We start from the raw sequence: 18,052 nt of genomic DNA on the forward strand, positions 1-18,052 counted from the left end.
CGGACGAGTCAAAACGCCACCTCCTCGCTAATGGCCTGATGATGCTGCGCACGTTCGCCCTGTTGTTCCTCCTGTTTACCGGCCTGGCCCAGGCCGCGGCCCCCACGGTACTGCAACGACCGATCAGCCTGGTGACCGACGACGGCACCCTGCAGGGCAGCCTGCTGTTGCCGCGCAGCGACACGCCGCCACCGGTGGTACTGATCATCGCCGGCTCCGGCCCCACCGACCGTGACGGCAACAATCCCGCCGGCGGACGTATCGACAACCTCAAGCGCCTGGCCCTGCTGCTGGCCAACAACCGCATTGCCAGCGTGCGCTACGACAAGCGCGGGGTGGCCGCCAGCCGCGCGGCAACCCCCGACGAACGCAACCTCAGCGTCGAGCGCTATGTGGCCGATGCCGTTGCCTGGGGCCATCTGCTCAAGGCCGACCCGCGCTTCGGCCCGCTGATCGTGCTGGGTCACAGCGAGGGCGCACTGATCGCCAGCCTCGCGGCCGAACAGGCCGGCGCCAGCGCGGTAATTTCAGTGGCAGGCAGCGGGCGCCCGGTCGATCAGGTACTGCGCGAGCAACTGGGTGAACGCCTGCCGGCGACCGAGCGGGCCCAGGCCGTACGCCTGATCGAGCAGCTCAAGGCCGGCCAGCCCAGCACCCAGGTACCGCTGCACCTGCGCGACGTGTTTCGCCCCAGCGTGCAGCCGTACCTGATCTCGCTGTTTCGCCAGGACCCGGCCGCCGCCTTCGCCCGCCTCCACTTGCCGGCGTTGATCGTGCAGGGGCGCAACGACGTCCAGGTCGAGGTCAAGGATGCCGAGAGACTGCACGCTGCCAAGCCCGACGCCGAACTGGCACTGATCGACGGCATGAACCACATGCTGCGCATCAGCCCGCGTGCCATGAGCCAGCAGCGCGACAGCTACAACAACCCCGAGCTGCCCCTGGCCAGTGCCCTGGGCGAGCGGATCGTCGAGTTCATTCGTCGATTGCCGGCGGCATGAAGCGAATTGGCGCAAATTGTGTCTCCAGTCTTGCGCAAAGCGGCCGATAAGCCGGTGCAGGCGTCGCCCTTGCGACCCGCCTGCTGTGCACAAAAGGACCGCCGTGATGACTGAAGCCACCCCCCAGGACGCCCCAGACGCGACCGACGAATCGCCAGCCCCGGAAGCGGCCCCGCTGCCCTGGGCGGACGTTGTGCCCGAGCATTTCCAGATGCTGCGCCTGTCCCCGCAGCCCACCGACCGCAACACTGGCGCGCGGCCGCTGCGCTTCGTGCAGTACGGTTATGCCGAACGGCACAACAAGACCCACAGCCTGCTGCGCATGGAAGTGCGCCTGCCTGGGCAGAAGGTGCGCAAGGAGCAGAATCGCCTGGATATCTGGGTGGACCACGAGTTGCACCAGATCAAGATCGGCCCCGACAGTGGCTTGCAGATCGAGCCGGTCAGCCGTGGCCTGGGGCGCTTCCTGTTGTCGCAGGCGGTGCACTGGGTACAGCGCAAGTGGTCGCACTACCGGGTCGAGGGCATGGCCCTGGCCAACAAGGACGCACTCAACGAAGACACACGCCTGCGCCGCGACCAGGTGCTGCGCAGTCATGGCCTGGAGGTCGAGTACGCCGATGCGCAGCACCTGAAGGGGCGCTGCGTGGAAGTCCAGGCAGGTCAGCTCAAGGGTGGCTGGAATACCGACAAGGTACAGAAGGTAGACATCCTGGATGCTGCGGGCATGCTGCAGCAGGCCGAGCAGAACCTGCAGGAGAAGGAAGCACAACTGCGCGAGCGCGATGAGCGGGTCAACAAGTACCGCCGCGAAGACAGCGGGTTGCGCTTCACCATCACCTGCCTGGTGGCCTTTGCGGTGTTCCAGGCCGGGCTGCTGATCTGGATTGCCACCAACCGCTGAAAGCGTTGCGGGTCAAGCCCGCCCCAACACGGCAATGCGGCCCTGTTGGGGCGGGCTTGACCCGCGACAGGCTTGAAATCTGTATCCCTTACACCCGCGAAGCAAACAGCGCCTGATGCTGCCGGCATTGTTCGGCCGTGAGCATGAACACCCCGTGCCCGCCACGTTCGAACTCCAGCCAGGCGAAATCCACCTCCGGGTACAACTGCTCGACATGCACCTGGCTGTTGCCGACCTCGACGATCAGCAGGCCCTTCTCGGTCAGGTGATCCGCCGCCTCGGCCAGCATGCGCCGTACCAGGTCCAGCCCGTCATTGCCGCAGGCCAGGCCCAGCTCCGGCTCGTGGTGGTACTCCTGGGGCATGTCGGCGAAATCCTCGGCATCGACATACGGCGGGTTCGACAGGATCAGGTCGAAACGCTGCCCCGGCAACCCCTCGAACCCATCGCCCTGCACGGTGAACACACGTTCCTCAAGACCATGGCGCTCGATGTTCTGGTTGGCCACTTCCAACGCCTCGAACGACAGGTCGGCCAGCACCACCTCGGCCTCGGGGAACACGTCGGCGCTGACGATGCCGATGCAGCCGGAACCGGTACACAGGTCGAGAATGCGCGCGGGTTCGGCAGCCAGCCATGGCTCGAAGCGTTTTTCGATCAGTTCGCCGACGGGGGAGCGCGGGATCAGCACGCGCTCGTCGACGATGAACGACATGCCACAGAACCACGCCTCGCCAAGCAGGTACGCGGTCGGCACGCGTTCTTCGATACGTCGCTTGAGCAGGCGCTGCAGCTTGACCAGCTCGTCGTCTTCAAGACGGCAATCGAGATAGGCGTCGGCCACTTCCCATGGCAGATGCACCGAACCCAGCACCAGCAGGCGTGCCTCGTCCCAGGCGTTGTCGGCGCCATGCCCGAAAAACAGCCCCTGCTCATGAAAACGGCTGACAGCCCAACGGATGTGGTCGCGCAGGGTGCGCAGGCGGGAAGTGATCACGGGCAGACTCCTTTAAAGACGACCGGCAATTCTAACAGCCTGGAACACAAATGGGCCCGCCAATACGCCTCTGGCCGCAATTGTGCTCATGCCTGCAGGCCGCTATCCACGCCGCATGCACGCTAAGCCATTCACATAAGTCGCCAAGCAGGGGACAATAGGTGAAAAGCCCTATCCAAAGGAGCCCCTGATGTCCGTTCCAACGACGATGTTCCACCTCAGCGGTCGCGGTTATCCGCCGGCCAAGCTGAGCAACGCCAGCCTGGTGATTATCGATGCGCAAAAGGAGTACCTGAGCGGGCCCCTGGCGCTGTCGGGCATGGACGAAGCGGTGGCCAACATCGGCAAACTGCTCGAGGCTGCACGCAAGGCCGGCCGGCCCGTGGTGCATGTGCGCCACCTGGGCACCGTGGGTGGCCTGTTCGACCCACAGGGCTCGCGCGGCGAGTGGATTCCGGGCCTGGAGCCGCAGGGCGATGAAGTCGTCATCGAAAAACGCATGCCCAACGCCTTCAAGAACACCACCCTGCACGAGACGCTGCAGAAGTACGGCCACCTGGACCTGATCGTGTGCGGCTTCATGAGCCACTCCAGCGTCAGCACCACCGTGCGCCGCGCCAAGGACTACGGCTATCGCTGCACCCTGGTCGAAGACGGCTGCGCCACCCGCGACCTGCCGTTCAAGGACGGCGTGATCCCGGCCGCACAGATCCAGCAGAGCGAAATGGCGATCATGGCCGACAACTTTGCTTGTGTCGCACCCGTCAACAGCCTGATCTGACCACCCGACAGGCAAGTGGAACCACTCTGGGGCGTTCGGGTCCAACCCCGGATACCCTTTGAGGAAAGTCGGAATGAAGTTATCCAGTTTCGACGCCAGGCGCCTGCGTCCCCGCGAACAACGCAATTGGGGCGCACGCCTGGCCACGGCGTTCTCGGCACTGCTGGCGATACTCGGCGTGCTCCTGACCATGGCCGGCGTCGCTGGCCTGCTGGGCCATGCCGAGGCGCTGGGCGAGCTCAACAACAACCGCCCCGGCGCTGCCGTGGTGCTGGGCCTGGGCTTGCTGTCGCTGTACCTGGGCGTCTGGTCCTGGCGCCGCAGCCGGCTGCGCCTGCGCCGTGCCAGGGGGCTGAACCTGTCGCCGCACCTGATGAAGAAACACGATTGACTGCAACCCTGTGGGGAGTCGCGTAAACTGCGCCGCCCAGGCGGAGGCTTACATGCAAGACGACGATTTTTCCCTGTTCAAGAGCCAGATGCACGGCGTCAAGCCGATCCGGCATGATCGCGCCGACACCGGCAAACCCAAGGCCGACCGCAAGCAGCTGGCCAGCCTGCGCCAGGCCGCGACCGTGCGCAGCGACCAGACGGTGATCGACGGCCTGTCCGATCAGTTCGTCATCGACGTGGGCCCGGAAGACGACCTGCACTGGAGCCGCGATGGCGTGCAGGAAAGCCAGATGCGCAAGCTCAAGCTTGGCCAGATCGGTTTCGAAGGCAGCCTGGACCTGCACGGCATGACCGTGGAGAAAGCCCGCGAGACCCTCTGGGCATTCCTGGCAGAGGCCACGCGCTTCGAGGTGCGCTGCGTGCGAGTCACCCACGGCAAGGCGGTGCGGCTCGATGGCAAGCGTCCGATGATCAAGAGCCACGTCAACACCTGGCTGCGCCAGCATGCCCAGGTACTGGGTTTTACCTCGTGCCAGGCGCGTCACGGCGGCACCGGCGCGGTGTATGTCATGCTCAAGCGGACCATGCTTGAAGGGCGTGACGAGTAACGCCGCGCTTGCAGCGCCGTCACAGCCGCCGTACCCTTCGCTTTTGCGATAAATCCCACAGGTAGATCCATGTCCCTGGAACAGCACTACACCGCGATTCTCGGCCAACTCGGCGAGGATGTTTCCCGCGAGGGCCTGCTCGATACGCCCAAGCGGGCTGCGAAGGCCATGAAGTACCTTTGCCGCGGCTACGACCAAACCCTGGAAGAGGTGACCAACGGCGCCTTGTTCAGCTCCGACAACAGTGAAATGGTCCTGGTCAAGGACATCGAGCTGTACTCGCTGTGCGAACACCACATGCTGCCGTTCATTGGCAAGGCGCATGTCGCCTATATCCCGAGCGGCAAGGTGCTGGGCCTGTCCAAGGTGGCGCGCATCGTCGACATGTACGCTCGCCGCCTGCAGATCCAGGAAAACCTCAGCCGCGAGATCGCCGAGGCGGTTCAGCAGGTGACCGGCGCGCTGGGCGTGGCCGTGGTGATCGAAGCCAAGCACATGTGCATGATGATGCGCGGTGTGGAAAAACAGAATTCGTCGATGATCACCTCGGTGATGCTCGGCGCCTTCCGCGACAATGCTGCCACCCGCAGCGAGTTCCTCAGCCTGATCAAGTAATCGGCCGAGGTTCTGCGAGCCGACCTGCCCAGGTCGGCTTTTTTCATTGTGAGGAGTTGCCATGATCGTCAAAGCACTGCGGGTTGGCCTTGGCCAGCTGATCGTCTTCCTCGACTGGGTCAGCCGCCCGAGCAAGCTCAAGCGTGATGCGGCCGCCCAGGCGAATGTCGAGCAGCAGGCCAAGGGGCTGAGCCTGTATCAGTTTCACGCTTGCCCCTTCTGCGTGAAGACCCGCCGTACACTGCACCGCCTGAACGTGCCGGTGGCACTGCGTGACGCGAAGAACAACGAACAGGATCGCCAGGCCCTGCTGGAGCAAGGCGGCAAGATCAAGGTGCCGTGCCTGCGCATCGAGGAAGACGGCAAGACCACCTGGATGTACGAGTCCAAGGTGATCATCGACTACCTGAACCAGCGGTTCTCGGCGGTCTGACAGCGCTTGGCCGGCAGGGCTGCTCCCTGCCGGCAAAACACCATCAATCGATCATGGGCACATGCCGCGGATGCGAGGCCACGCGTTCCAGCCAGGCGCGAATCTTCGGGTAATCATTCAGCAGGAAGCCGGCTTCGTGGGCCACATGGGTGTAGGCATACAACGCCACATCGGCAATCGAGTACTGGTCACCGACCAGGTAAGGTGTTTCCTGCAACTGTTTCTCCATCACCTTCAGCGCCTTGTGCCCGCCCTTCTGCAACGACTTGTATTCATCGACACGATCTTCGGGCATGCCCAGATAGAACTGGATGAAACGTGCCACGGCAATGTAGGGCTCATGGCTGTACTGCTCGAAGAACTGCCACTGCAGCACTTGCGTACGTAAACGCGGCTCACTCGGCAGGAACAGGCTACCTTCGGCGAGGTAGTTCAGAATGGCGTTGGACTCCCACAGATAACTGCCGTCCTCCAACTCCAGCACCGGCACTTTGCCGTTAGGGTTCTTGACCAGAAACTCAGGGCGCTCGGTCTCGCCATTGAGGATGTTCACGGGACACCATGTGTACGGAATATCAAGCAAGTGCAACATCAGCTTGACCTTGTAGCAGTTGCCCGACTGGTAATCCCCGTAGACCTTGTACATTGTTCCCCCCTCTCCAAAGCTGAAACGAAACCGCCGTCCATAGTTGGCGACTGTACGGTTAAATGCAATGGTTGCTGTATGGCAAAACTCGCCCTATCGCAGCGTAGTCTGAAAAACCCGCTTACACCCGCACAAGGATTACTGCATGCCTGACGCCACCTCTGCGCCAATGCGTCCGCTGGCCGACACCTCCCCCTCGGCGGTGGTCGCCGGTTTCATTGCCATGCTCACGGGCTATACCAGCTCGCTGGTGCTGATGTTCCAGGCGGGCCAGGCGGCCGGCCTGACCACCGCGCAGATTTCCTCGTGGATCTGGGCGCTGTCGATCGGCATGGCGGTATGCAGCATTGGCCTTTCACTGCGTTATCGCACGCCCATCACGGTCGCCTGGTCGACCCCCGGCGCAGCCTTGCTGATCACCAGCCTGGGCGGCGTGAGCTATGGCGAGGCAATCGGCGCCTACATCACCTGCGCCGTACTGGTGGTGATCTGCGGGCTCACAGGCAGTTTCGAACGCCTGGTACGGCGCATTCCGGCATCGCTGGCCGCGGCCCTGCTGGCCGGCATTCTGTTCAAGATCGGCAGCGAGATCTTTGTTGCGGCCCAGCATCGGACCGCCCTGGTGCTGGGGATGTTCTTCAGCTACCTGCTGATCAAGCGGTTGTCGCCGCGCTATGCGGTACTGACCGCGCTGGTGGTGGGCACCGCGATCGCCGCAGTGATGGGGTTGCTGGACTTCAGCGGCTTCCACCTGGAGGTGGCGACACCGGTATGGACCACGCCGTCGTTCTCGCTGGCCGCGACCATCAGCATCGGCATCCCCCTGTTCGTGGTGGCGATGACTTCACAGAACATGCCGGGTGTGGCGGTGCTGCGTGCGGACGGGTACCAGGTACCTGCCTCGCCGCTGATTTCAGTGACGGGCCTGGCCTCGCTGCTGCTGGCCCCGTTCGGCTCGCACGGCATCAACCTGGCGGCCATCAGCGCCGCGATCTGTACCGGGCCGCATGCCCATGAAGATCCGAGCAAGCGGTACACCGCGGCGGTCTGGTGCGGGATTTTCTATGGCATTGCCGGCGTGTTCGGCGCCACCCTGGCGGCACTGTTCGCCGCGTTGCCCAAGGAGCTGGTGCTGTCGATTGCCGCACTGGCGCTGTTCGGCTCGATCATGAACGGCCTGACGGTCGCGATGAGCGAGGCCAGGGAGCGCGAGGCGGCCTTGATCACATTCATGGTCACGGCCTCGGGCTTTACCCTGTTCTCGATCGGCTCGGCGTTCTGGGGGATTGTGGCGGGGGTACTGACGCTGATGATCCTGAACTGGCGCAAGCCTGCCTGATCGACACGGGAGGGCCTGGCCCTCCCCTGCCCCACCCGCTAGATAGCGGTGGCACCACCATCGATTGCCAGAGCCTGGCCAGTGGTGAATGCCGCACCGTCGCTGCACAGGTACAGGACCGCTGCAGCGACTTCCTCGACCTTGCCCACGCGGCCGACCGGGTGCATGGCGGCGGCGTATTCAGCCTTGCGTGGATCGGCCTCGTAGGCACGGCGGAACATGTCGGTGTCGATCACCGCCGGGCACACCGCATTCACCCGGATCAGTTTCTTGGCGTACTCGATGGCGGCCGACTTGGTGAGCCCGATCACGGCATGCTTGGATGCGCTGTAGATGCTCATCTTGGGCGCAGCCCCCAGGCCGGCGACCGATGCGGTGTTGACGATCGCACCGCCGCCCTGGGCGAGCATCAGCGGCAACTGGTGCTTCATGCACAGCCACACGCCCTTGACGTTGACGCCCATGATCGCATCGAATTCGGCTTCGCTGCCGTCGGCCAGGCGCCCCTGCTCGATTTCTATACCGGCATTGTTGAAGGCGTAGTCCAGACGACCGTATGCCTCGACAGTGCGCGCCATCAACTGCTGCACGTCCTGCTCGCGGGTAACGTTGCAAGGTACGAACAGTGCCTGGCCGCCGGCGGCCTGAATCAACCCGACCGTGTGTTCGCCACCGGCGACGTCCAGGTCTGCCACCACGACCTTCAGGCCTTGTGCGGCGAATGCCAGCGCCGTGGCCCGGCCGATGCCGGCGCCGGCCCCGGTGACCAGGGCAACCTGGCCGGAAAAAGTCATGCTCATCGATAACTCCCGCAACGTAGTGAGGACAATGGCGGGAGTCTAGTCATCGGCGGTGGCTCCTGGGCAGCATCATCAGGCACGCAGTGAACACACCATCGAACCGGGTGATTTTAGCTGCTAGGCTCAATCATCCAGATGGATCAATCACCATTCGCCACAAGGCTGGACCTTGCCGATTTGCCGATGCAGGCCTATCAACAGGGTTTGCCTTCCAGAGAGAACCTTGCCATGACTGACAGGACCAACCGCCGATTCCTGCTTGCCAAGCGCCCCACCGGGGCAGTGACACGTGATGACTTTACCTTTGAAACCGTGCCTGTGAGCGAGCCTGTCGAGGGACAGGTAGTGGTGAAGAACCTGTACCTGTCGCTGGACCCGGCCATGCGCGGGTGGATGAACGAGGGCAAGTCCTACATTGCGCCTGTAGGTATCGGCGAGGTCATGCGAGCACTGGGTGTCGGTGAAGTGGTGGCGTCCAGGCACCCTGACTATGCCGTGGGTGATACGGTGAGCGGAGCCCTTGGTGTACAGGATTACTTCATTGGCGAGCCCAAGGGCCTGCATAAGGTCGACCCTAGGCTGGTACCGTTGCCACGCTATCTCTCCGCCCTGGGCATGACCGGAATGACGGCCTACTTTGCCCTGCTGGAAGTGGGTGAGCCCAAGACGGGCGAAACCGTGGTGATCTCGGGTGCAGCGGGAGCGGTCGGCAGCATTGCCGGGCAGATCGCCAAGCTCAAGGGCTGTCGTGTGGTCGGGATTGCCGGCGGCGAGCAGAAATGCCGCTACCTGGTCGATGAACTGGGCTTTGACGGGGTTATCGACTACAAGGCCGAAGACGTACTGGAGGGACTCAAGCGCGAGTGCCCAAAAGGGGTGGATGTGTACTTCGACAACGTCGGCGGGGACATCCTCGATGCAGTGCTCAGTCGCCTGAATTTCAAGGCGCGGGTGGTGATCTGTGGTGCCATCAGCCAGTACAACAACAAGCAGGCGGTCAAGGGCCCGGCCAACTACCTGTCGCTGCTGGTAAACCGCGCGCGCATGGAAGGTTTCGTGGTGATGGACCATGTGGCCAAGTACGGCACCGCAGGCAACGAAATTGCCGGCTGGCTGGCCAGCGGCAAGCTCAAGAGCAAGGAGGATGTTGTCGAGGGGCTGGAGACCTTTCCCGAAGCGCTGCTGAAGCTGTTCAGCGGGGAAAACTTTGGCAAGCTGGTGTTGAAGGTATAAGGGGAACGACTTCGCCAGCAAGGCCGGCTCCTCCTTGTAGGAGCCAGCCTTGCTGGCGAAAAACCGGGTCGCTTAGCCGCGAATTTCGGCTACCACTGCAGCCAGCGCTTGAGCAGGGTCAGCCGCCTGGCTGATCGGGCGACCGATTACCAGGTAGTCGGAGCCGGCGTCCAGCGCCTGGCGCGGGGTAAGGATACGACGCTGATCGTCCAGGGCGCTGCCGGCAGGACGAATGCCCGGAGTCACCAGCTGCAACGACGGGTGCGCGGCCTTCAGGGCCGGGGCTTCCAGGGCGGAGCACACCAGGCCGTCCATGCCGGCCTTCTCGGCCAGGGCGGCCAGTCGCAGCACCTGCTCCTGCGGCTCGATGTCCAGGCCAATACCGGCGAGGTCTTCACGCTCCATGCTGGTCAGCACGGTCACACCGATCAACAGCGGCTGTGGCCCGCTGCGCTGGTCCAGCACGTCGCGACAGGCCGCCATCATGCGCAGGCCGCCAGAGCAGTGCACGTTGACCATCCACACGCCCATTTCGGCTGCGGCCTTCACGGCCATGGCGGTGGTGTTGGGGATATCGTGGAACTTGAGGTCCAGGAACACTTCGAAGCCCTTTTCACACAGGGTTTCAACGATGCCCGACGCACTGCTGGTGAACAGCTCCTTGCCGACCTTGACCCGACACAGCGCGGGGTCCAGCTGATCGGCCAGTTTCAGGGCGGCGTCACGGGTAGGGAAATCCAGGGCGACGATGATAGGCGTCTGACAGGCGGACATGGGCAGGCTCTCTGGGCAAGTCGAAATCGGCGCGCATTGTAGCCGATGCGCAGTGCCAATGGGGGCCGGTGATCGCGAATTCGCCCCCAGGTGGTGGGCCTCTTATACTTGAACCATCGACGCTCGTGTCGAGTCCAACATCACAGAGGCGGCGCCATTCGCCGTCGATAAGGAGAAGCTCATGCCCTGGTATGCCTGGTTGATCTTGCTGGTTGCCATCGGCTCGATTGTCGGTGGCTTGATGATGCTGCGTGATACGGCGAAGAAGCTGCCCTTGACCGAAGAGCAACTCAAGCGCGTGCATGAGCGCAATGCCGAAGCCGATGCCAAGGACGCGCAAGACCGATAAGCGTGGCGCTTCCCCGCCTTCTGCAGGCGCCGGCATTGCCGGCGATGAGCCCATGCCATTTGATGATAAAAACGGATCGAGCATTGCCCGACCCGCCCCTCCTCAGGTCACTTGACCGCCAGTTTGTCCCGGTTGCGCTCGATCAGCGCCTGGCCGATCCCCTTCACCTCCAGCAACTCATCCACTGACTCGAACGCGCCGTTGGCTTCGCGGTAGGCCACGATCGCTTCAGCCTTGGCCTTGCCGATACCTGCGAGCGACGACTGCAGTGTCGCCGCATCGGCAGTGTTCAGGTTGACGGTGGTTGAGGCGAGCGCTGCGCTGACTGTAGTGACTGGCAAGTCGCCCGCGGCCTTGGTGGCCGCCGCAAACGACGGCAGCGAGAGCGCGCTGAGCAGCGCGAGCAGCAGAGAAACAAGAAAGGTATTGCGCATAACGGTGGCACTCCTTGGTGTGTGAGCTTGCTAAGGCAGCGATTCCTTGGCTGCCTGTAAAACCTAGCGGCTCAAGAACAACTGATCCACAGTCAAGGTCAAAAGGATTCAAACAAGATGTGAAAGAAATGTAAAAATGTGTAGGAAATGTTACCGTTTTGGCCGTCGAAAAACTCTTACACGGGATGTGCAGCGGTGCGCGAAGGGAAGAACAAGCTGGTTGATGGATTTCCGTTTACATTCAAGCATCATCGCTCGACAGTTCATCTGAACGCGCCTGTGAGCACTGCGCTGGCGGCAACGCTTACGCTGTTGCTTGGCCAGGAACGCCCGTCAAACCGGACAAGCGCGCCACTATCTACAGGCGATAGCCCATTGTTTGCCAAGCGCCAAGCGATTGAGACCCTCCCAAAGAGGATCCGCTTTACGCGCGGTACCCGCAAAAGCTGTGGCATGTTCGACTGGCCAATCGAAGAGCTGATAAACACTGCGGAAGCGCACCGCCGCGGCGCGAGTGTGCCCGGCGTGGTTGGCTATGGGTATACCAGGTCACGCATGGGGTTGATGAATGACTTCGTCATCATCACAGAACTGTTGCAGAACTACACAGACGGCTATCAGTGGATACTCGCCAAGCCTGAAGAAGTGGAGCGGGTGATCGGTGCGGCGTTCGAGTTGTTGCTTTCGCTGAACAGCAGCGGGATCTATCACATGGATCTATGGGCGGCGAATGTAATGATGTGTAACGACGGGGTGGGGGCAACGCATGCGATCGATTTAGAGAATTGCTTTGCCGCCGCACCACGGTTTTTGAGTGAAACCCTGGGCTTTCAACTGGGGTTCTTCTATCGCAGAGAGGTAGGGGGGCTGGTTGGGGAGTCGGCGTACGACGCTTTAGTAGCGCGAGCCCTGGAAACCTGCGAGGGGATTAATCGGGAACGATTTCATGCTGTGTACCAAATGGCCAAGCACCATCATATTGGTCGCAAGGAACGACGGGATATTTTTTTGAGTGGGCGAGTGGTATTGGGGTGACGACGGGGCGCAGCCCCGCGTGACCATTCTTTTTGCGCGATCAAATCTTTATAGAGCCGGAGAGCGGAGATGGCATAATTCAGGAATACGGTAATAGTCGGTGAGTGGGTGACTTATGAGCAATCTGACGGAATTTAGGCCACTACCCGTCTCGGAGCTATAGCGGTAGCTCGAATATTAATTGAATCAATAAATTCTACCTCCTTACATCACTAATACCCCCAATGGGGATACCCTATACAAACGCCCGTCAAAAGACGGGCATTTGTTTGAGCCATTTGTTACACCATCCTTCTCTACAATTAGGGGTTGTGATTGTGCATCGTCGAGCGCCACGAGACCGCTAACAAAATTGCAATCGGAAGCCAGAATACGGTCCAGTAATCTCCTGGGCGAGTAAAGACTCGTTCGACATCTGTCATCATGGAAATCAGCGCGAAAATCAACGCAGGTGTCGCTAGACGCACCCACTTATCTTTGCGTAACTTCAACGCTTTGTAGGCGACTCCTAACAGTCCGGCAGCCATCAAAGCAAGCGAAATCAGACCACTATCATATACCTGTTGAAAATAAAGACTGTGTGCATGGGGAGAAATCAAATCCCGGTCAGGCCAAACATAATTAAATGGTGTTCCCAAACCATGCCCCACCAACCAATGTCCCGGCATGGTTGAAAAAAAGTAATCCCATATCGGGCCACGGCCAGACAACTGACGTTTAGTGACCTCAAATATTAAATTATCCCACCACATAAACGTCGCTATCGCCGCAAGAATTGCACTTCCCACAAAGAACAACCAGCCACGGCGAGAGTTTTGCAATATTACAACAGCTAGGCAGCTCGCGGCCACGCCGAACCATGCCCCGCGGGTATAGGTCAACAACACATAAATCACAAGTATGCAAAAAGCTAACAGCCAAAAAGCACAGGAAAGTATATTCCTTCTTCTATCTAATGCAAAACCCAATGCCCACGTTGCTGCCGCACCATGAAAAATACCTGCTGCTACGGGCCAGCCATAATTTGCAAAGTCCCGTATCCCCGACCGGTCGATTCGGAATGCCCGATAGGCAAGCGGTTGCTCCAATACCAAAAACTGATAAATTAAACTAACCAATGCTCCAAGCGTGATCATGGCGACACCTGCCATCAATACACGCAGTAACGTCGACTCATCACGGCGCATGAACAGTAGAATCGATACCAAATAAAGGGCAATGAATAAGCCACGCTTCATCAAGGAAAATGCTGGGTCTTCTGAACCCGTTGACCAGAGAACGCTAATCGCTCCCCAGAGCAAAAAGCACATCCAAGGAAGATACTCCCAACTGAAAGCAGAAAACGCCCTTCGAAAAGCAATGTCCAAGAAAAAAATGGCGGCAGGCAACAGCAGCCAGATGTAAACCTGAGTATTTTGAGCACTGTTTGACTCTAGCCAAACCTTTCCGCTCAGCTGAACAAACAAACCAATTGCTAATATCCAAACAACACTTCGCGACCAAAACGAACTGCCTCTATTCTGTTTCAAATCCATGCTGCCGCCTTCCCAAAGTTCCCGATAAACCGCTATCAAAAAGCATTCTTATTGATAAAACCCTTGAGCGCCGTGAGAAATATTATTCTTACATCCAACGAAAGCGACCAATTGTCAATATACCAGAGGTCAAACTCCACGCGCTTCTGCATTTTCTCCAGCGTATCAGTCTCCCCTCTATATCCGCTTACCTGTGCCCACCCGGTAATGCCTGGCTTGACTTTGTGTCTCTGCATGTAAGACTCAACCAGATCTTTATAATATTCATTGTGCGCCAGCGCATGTGGGCGCGGACCGACAATCGACATGCGCCCCTGCAGGACGTTGAAGAATTGAGGCAGTTCATCAAGGCTGGTACGGCGCAAGAACGCACCCACACGGGTCACTCGCGCGTCATTACGCTTAGCTTGGGTCAATGTTCCGCTATTTTCGTCGTGCACAACCATGGAACGAAACTTGTAAACCTTGAATCGTTTACCGTTGATCCCCATCCGCATCTGTTTGAACAGAACGGGACCTGGAGAGGTAACCTTTATTACCAGTCCAATGATCATACATAGCGGCAGAATCATCAGACTGATCAGGCCACCAATCAGGACGTCTTCCAATCTTTTAATAACTCGTGCAGGGCCATCCATCGGGCTGCAACTTAAGTCTAAAGAGTAAACACCTGCAATGCGGCTGACCTTGTGATTCAGCAAGGGTATATCACCCCACTCGGGTATAAATCGCACAGCAACGGTGTAGTGGCGCAGTGCATAGAGAATAGAGCGCACAGCACCGCCTTCGCTCAGCGGCAAGCACAACCAAACTTCATGAACGCCATGCTCATTAACTTTTTCGACTAATGTCTCCAGCCATTGACCGCCAGCATTGTACGTCAAGTTTTTCTCAACTTTGAATCCGTACTCCCCCAGAGCTTGACCTGCATTCAGTTGCCCTGCAGACTCGCCCCCCGAGTCCACCAGCAATACTGACTTGAGATTCATTCCGGATGAACGCAACTGCCTAAGAAGGAAAAAAACAAAGACTCTTAACAAGAGACACAGCGAACCACCAATAACCAATATCGCAGTGAACCAGATACGAGAATAGTTTTCGGACAACTTCAAAAAAAAGGTAAGGGATAAAATAATTCCAGTAGCGGCTAGCCAGCACATTAATAAGACACTAAACTGCCGGGCGAAGGAATACCCCCTTTGCGATCCATACACACCACCAAACGACATACATAACACCACGACAACACTGGTAACCAGGGTCGCCGTACTGTATCGACCGCTCATTTCAAATGAGTTATAACGATACCAATAGGCCAGCACGCCAGCTATTACAACCACACCCAAGTCAAGCAGAGCGACAAATAAGGGTACAGGATAGCGCTCTGCAAATGTTGGATGGTAACGCTGAATGACTTGCATGTTATCTTATAACCCTAAGATATAGATTTTTTATAAAAAAATAAAAAATACAAATTCTATAAATTACAAACGCTCGCTGACTACCTAGCTGTCCAAATGCCCTAAGGATTCAGGCACACCCAGCCTTGTACGGAAACGTCGCGAGTAGATCATGTTCACCATGAATCTAACGACGGTATCCGTTAGGGTTATTTTTTTGCCACCTCCATGCATCTTTCATCATTTCCTCTAAGCCTCGTTCCGCTCGCCAGCCTAGCTCATTTTCCGCCTTCGAGACATCTGCCCAACATTCTGCGATGTCACCGGGGCGGCGAGCCGTCACACTATAGGGTATTACCAGACCACTGGCAGCCTGAAATGCATCGAGCAGCTCAAGGACGCTGTAGCCTTTGCCCGAGCCAAAATTCCAAATATGAAAACCTGCACGCAACTCAATGGCTTGAAGTGCCTTGAGGTGGCCATTCGCAAGGTCTACAACATGCACATAGTCACGCACCCCAGTGCCGTCGCGGGTCGGGTAATCGTTGCCAAATACTTTCAGCTCAGCAAGCTTGCCAATAGCCACTTGGCCAAGGTAGGGCACGAGATTATTGGGAATACCCAAAGGGTCCTCACCAATCAACCCGCTAGTGTGTGCACCGACAGGATTAAAGTAACGAACAGTGGCGATACTCCATCGACTGTCGGCCTTGGCCATATCCGACAATATCTCCTCGACCATCAGTTTTGATCGACCATATGGATTGGTAGGGGTAGCGATGGGAGTAAGCTCACTCAGTGGCATGCGCCCTGAATCCCCATAAACCGTGGCAGATGAACTGAAGACCAGACGAAAAACGCCCGCTTTATACATGGAGTTGAATAAACTCACACTCCCAGAGACATTATTAGAAAAGTACTTAATCGGTGATTTTACGCTTTCACCTACCGATTTTACTCCGGCACAGTGAATCACTGATTCAATCTGATACGTTGCGAAGAGACGATCCAAAACCTTGGCATCACAGATGTCACCTTTTACAAAAAAAGGTGCTGCACCCGTATAGCTCCCCACACGCTCTATTGACTCGACAGAAGCGTTTGAAAGATCATCCAACACCACAACATTCAAACCACTTTCCAGCAGCGACAGGACAATATGAGAGCCTATGTAACCAGCTCCGCCGGTTACTAGAATATATTTCCCCACGCCTGTCTCCCTACCTTTTTTCATAGTTTTATCTTGATGGCTCTCTACGCAGCATGATACGTATATCACTATACGCGACCATACTTGTCTTCAAATCGCACGATGTCATTTTCACCCAAATAAGAGCCCGATTGAACCTCAATCAACTCCAGCGGAATGACGCCTGGATTCTCCAAGGCATGGACCTGGCCAATGGGTATGAAAGTCGATTGATTTTCGGTCACAAGGTACACTTTTTCGCCATTCGTGACTTTAGCTGTGCCACTGACAACAATCCAATGTTCCGCACGGTGATGATGCATCTGAACCGAAAGCTTGGCGCCCGGCTTGACGGTAATCCGCTTGACCTGATACCTGTGGCCTGCGTCAACGGAGTCATACACGCCCCAAGGGCGGTACACCTCACGATGATTGACGTGTTCATTGCGGCCCGACGACTTTAATCTGGAAATCAGGGTTTTAACATCTTGCGCACAAGACTTATCAGCGATCAGTACCGCATCCTTGGTCTCAACGATAACTAAATCCTTGACACCAAGCGTCGCGACTAGCCGATGGTCAGAGTGAATATAGCTGTCGGACGTCGCCTCGCAAATAACGTCACCCTTGCTCACATTCCCCCATTCATCTTTGCTCCCCAACTCCCAAAGTGCGGACCACGACCCGACATCACACCAGCCTGCGTCCAATGTAACCATCACGGCTTGATCAGTATGTTCCATAACAGCGTAGTCAATGGACTCATCAGGGCATTCCAGGAACGCTTCTTTGTCTACCCGTGTAAAATATAGATCCTGCGCACCTTTCGACAGCGATAAACGACAGGCTTCAAGAATATCTGGTCTGAATATTTCGAGCTCTTCCAGGTAACGTTTTGCTCGGAACATGAACATTCCACTGTTCCAATAATGCAAGCCTCCCGCCACATAGGTCTCTGCTGTTGAGATATCTGGTTTCTCTACAAACGCGTCGACAAGGAACCCACTTTCCCCAATGGACTTCCCCTGCTTGATATAACCATATCCCGTTTCCGGCTTGATCGGGACAATTCCAAACGTCACCAACTTTCCCGCCACCGCATGAGCAACAGCAGTGTTCAAAGCACCTTGGAAAGCGTTTATATCTTGAATAAAGTGATCTGCTGCCAACACCAGCAGTATGGGATCTTCTTCCTGATTGCATAAGTTCAAGGCGGCAAGCGCTATAGCGGGAGCTGTATTACGACCTTCTGGCTCAAGAATTATATTTGATTGTTCCAAGCCAATTTGGCGTAACTGTTCTGCCGCCAGAAACCGATGCTGTTCATTGCATATAATTAACGGCGGTGCCATCTCCACGCCTTTCAATCGCTGACACGTATCCTGCAGCATTGAAATGTTCTCTTTCACCAACGGTATAAACTGTTTTGGGTGAAGCTCACGTGACAATGGCCACAACCTGGACCCGTAACCACCCGCTATAACGACAGCATGTAACATAATAGATTCCTACGCTATGAAATCAAACTAGAAGCATAAACCTCTGTCATCCTACATAGTCATCAGAAACTCATAAAATAGCCCGCG

20 protein-coding genes are annotated in these 18,052 nt (G+C 57.8%); 11 read left to right on the forward strand and 9 right to left on the reverse strand.

From position 1 onward, the window contains the following. Positions 1 to 38: 38 nt before the first annotated feature. Both N0B28_RS19065 and N0B28_RS19070 read left to right on the forward strand, forming a co-directional pair. Positions 39 to 1,001, forward strand: coding sequence for an alpha/beta fold hydrolase (locus tag N0B28_RS19065; RefSeq protein ID WP_078479752.1), 963 nt, complete (start codon positions 39 to 41; stop codon positions 999 to 1,001). 106 nt (positions 1,002 to 1,107) lie between these two features. Next, positions 1,108 to 1,905, forward strand: a complete 798-nt coding sequence (locus N0B28_RS19070) for a hypothetical protein (protein ID WP_054915840.1) — start codon at positions 1,108 to 1,110, stop codon at positions 1,903 to 1,905. 88 nt (positions 1,906 to 1,993) lie between these two features. Here N0B28_RS19070 and prmB read toward each other — a convergent pair whose 3' ends face one another. Beyond that, positions 1,994 to 2,902, reverse strand: a complete 909-nt coding sequence (gene prmB / locus N0B28_RS19075; RefSeq protein ID WP_078479753.1) for a 50S ribosomal protein L3 N(5)-glutamine methyltransferase — start codon at positions 2,900 to 2,902, stop codon at positions 1,994 to 1,996. A 190-nt stretch (positions 2,903 to 3,092) separates the two neighbouring features. Between prmB and N0B28_RS19080 the strand changes: the two genes are divergently transcribed. The 5 genes from N0B28_RS19080 to N0B28_RS19100 all read left to right on the forward strand — a co-directional run bounded on the left by N0B28_RS19080 (position 3,093) and on the right by N0B28_RS19100 (position 5,732). Then, the gene (locus N0B28_RS19080; protein WP_054915842.1) at positions 3,093 to 3,683 is read left to right on the forward strand and encodes a cysteine hydrolase family protein; all 591 of its coding nucleotides are present in this window, start codon (positions 3,093 to 3,095) and stop codon (positions 3,681 to 3,683) included. A gap of 73 nt (positions 3,684 to 3,756) precedes the next feature. Further along, positions 3,757 to 4,074, forward strand: a complete 318-nt coding sequence (locus N0B28_RS19085; RefSeq protein ID WP_043862703.1) for a hypothetical protein — start codon at positions 3,757 to 3,759, stop codon at positions 4,072 to 4,074. A gap of 52 nt (positions 4,075 to 4,126) precedes the next feature. Beyond that, entirely contained in the window at positions 4,127 to 4,684 is a 558-nt protein-coding gene (locus N0B28_RS19090; protein WP_043862702.1) for a Smr/MutS family protein, read from the forward strand. Between the two features lie 69 nt (positions 4,685 to 4,753). Continuing rightward, positions 4,754 to 5,299, forward strand: a complete 546-nt coding sequence (gene folE, locus N0B28_RS19095; protein WP_054915843.1) for a GTP cyclohydrolase I FolE — start codon at positions 4,754 to 4,756, stop codon at positions 5,297 to 5,299. 61 nt (positions 5,300 to 5,360) lie between these two features. Next, complete coding sequence (locus N0B28_RS19100; protein WP_043862700.1) at positions 5,361 to 5,732, forward strand: glutathione S-transferase N-terminal domain-containing protein; 372 nt, start codon at positions 5,361 to 5,363, stop codon at positions 5,730 to 5,732. Positions 5,733 to 5,775: 43 nt separating this feature from the next. On the opposite strand, the gene N0B28_RS19105 is transcribed toward N0B28_RS19100, so the two are convergent. Beyond that, on the reverse strand, positions 5,776 to 6,378 hold the full coding sequence (locus tag N0B28_RS19105) for a glutathione S-transferase family protein (protein WP_043862699.1): 603 nt from the start codon (positions 6,376 to 6,378) through the stop codon (positions 5,776 to 5,778). A gap of 145 nt (positions 6,379 to 6,523) precedes the next feature. On the opposite strand from N0B28_RS19105, the gene N0B28_RS19110 reads away from it, so the two are divergent. Further along, entirely contained in the window at positions 6,524 to 7,717 is a 1,194-nt protein-coding gene (locus N0B28_RS19110) for a benzoate/H(+) symporter BenE family transporter (RefSeq protein ID WP_078479755.1), read from the forward strand. Between the two features lie 38 nt (positions 7,718 to 7,755). On the opposite strand, the gene N0B28_RS19115 is transcribed toward N0B28_RS19110, so the two are convergent. Beyond that, positions 7,756 to 8,517 carry an SDR family oxidoreductase gene (locus N0B28_RS19115; protein ID WP_054915845.1) on the reverse strand — a complete coding sequence of 254 codons (762 nt, stop codon included), beginning with the start codon at positions 8,515 to 8,517 and terminating at the stop codon, positions 7,756 to 7,758. Positions 8,518 to 8,745: 228 nt separating this feature from the next. Here N0B28_RS19115 and N0B28_RS19120 point away from each other — a divergent pair, with 228 nt between their 5' ends. Further along, positions 8,746 to 9,750: an NADP-dependent oxidoreductase gene (locus tag N0B28_RS19120; RefSeq protein ID WP_054915846.1), complete on the forward strand. Its 1,005-nt coding sequence runs from the start codon at positions 8,746 to 8,748 to the stop codon at positions 9,748 to 9,750. A gap of 72 nt (positions 9,751 to 9,822) precedes the next feature. Here N0B28_RS19120 and pyrF read toward each other — a convergent pair whose 3' ends face one another. Continuing rightward, a complete protein-coding gene (gene pyrF / locus N0B28_RS19125) occupies positions 9,823 to 10,524 on the reverse strand; it encodes an orotidine-5'-phosphate decarboxylase (RefSeq protein WP_054915847.1) in 702 nt (233 codons plus the stop codon). 181 nt (positions 10,525 to 10,705) lie between these two features. On the opposite strand from pyrF, the gene N0B28_RS19130 reads away from it, so the two are divergent. Beyond that, positions 10,706 to 10,873: a DUF2897 family protein gene (locus tag N0B28_RS19130; protein ID WP_078479756.1), complete on the forward strand. Its 168-nt coding sequence runs from the start codon at positions 10,706 to 10,708 to the stop codon at positions 10,871 to 10,873. 107 nt (positions 10,874 to 10,980) lie between these two features. On the opposite strand, the gene N0B28_RS19135 is transcribed toward N0B28_RS19130, so the two are convergent. Then, positions 10,981 to 11,307 (reverse strand): helix-hairpin-helix domain-containing protein, encoded by a 327-nt coding sequence (locus N0B28_RS19135; protein ID WP_078479757.1) that lies wholly within the window; start codon positions 11,305 to 11,307, stop codon positions 10,981 to 10,983. Positions 11,308 to 11,502: 195 nt separating this feature from the next. Here N0B28_RS19135 and N0B28_RS19140 point away from each other — a divergent pair, with 195 nt between their 5' ends. Beyond that, positions 11,503 to 12,342, forward strand: a complete 840-nt coding sequence (locus N0B28_RS19140; RefSeq protein WP_238596409.1) for a hypothetical protein — start codon at positions 11,503 to 11,505, stop codon at positions 12,340 to 12,342. 302 nt (positions 12,343 to 12,644) lie between these two features. Here the strand turns inward: N0B28_RS19140 and N0B28_RS19145 are convergent, their stop codons facing one another. From N0B28_RS19145 to N0B28_RS19160, 4 genes are all read right to left on the reverse strand, one after another. Then, positions 12,645 to 13,877, reverse strand: coding sequence for an O-antigen ligase family protein (locus N0B28_RS19145; protein ID WP_078479759.1), 1,233 nt, complete (start codon positions 13,875 to 13,877; stop codon positions 12,645 to 12,647). Between the two features lie 35 nt (positions 13,878 to 13,912). Continuing rightward, positions 13,913 to 15,298, reverse strand: coding sequence for an undecaprenyl-phosphate glucose phosphotransferase (locus tag N0B28_RS19150; protein ID WP_078479760.1), 1,386 nt, complete (start codon positions 15,296 to 15,298; stop codon positions 13,913 to 13,915). A 166-nt stretch (positions 15,299 to 15,464) separates the two neighbouring features. Continuing rightward, entirely contained in the window at positions 15,465 to 16,511 is a 1,047-nt protein-coding gene (gene galE / locus N0B28_RS19155) for a UDP-glucose 4-epimerase GalE (RefSeq protein ID WP_078479761.1), read from the reverse strand. A gap of 44 nt (positions 16,512 to 16,555) precedes the next feature. Beyond that, complete coding sequence (locus tag N0B28_RS19160; RefSeq protein WP_275728089.1) at positions 16,556 to 17,965, reverse strand: mannose-1-phosphate guanylyltransferase/mannose-6-phosphate isomerase; 1,410 nt, start codon at positions 17,963 to 17,965, stop codon at positions 16,556 to 16,558. Positions 17,966 to 18,052 lie beyond the last annotated feature (87 nt).

It is taken from the genome of Pseudomonas sp. SD17-1 (genome assembly GCF_029201585.1).
In the GTDB taxonomy this organism is placed as follows: domain Bacteria; phylum Pseudomonadota; class Gammaproteobacteria; order Pseudomonadales; family Pseudomonadaceae; genus Aquipseudomonas; species Aquipseudomonas palmensis.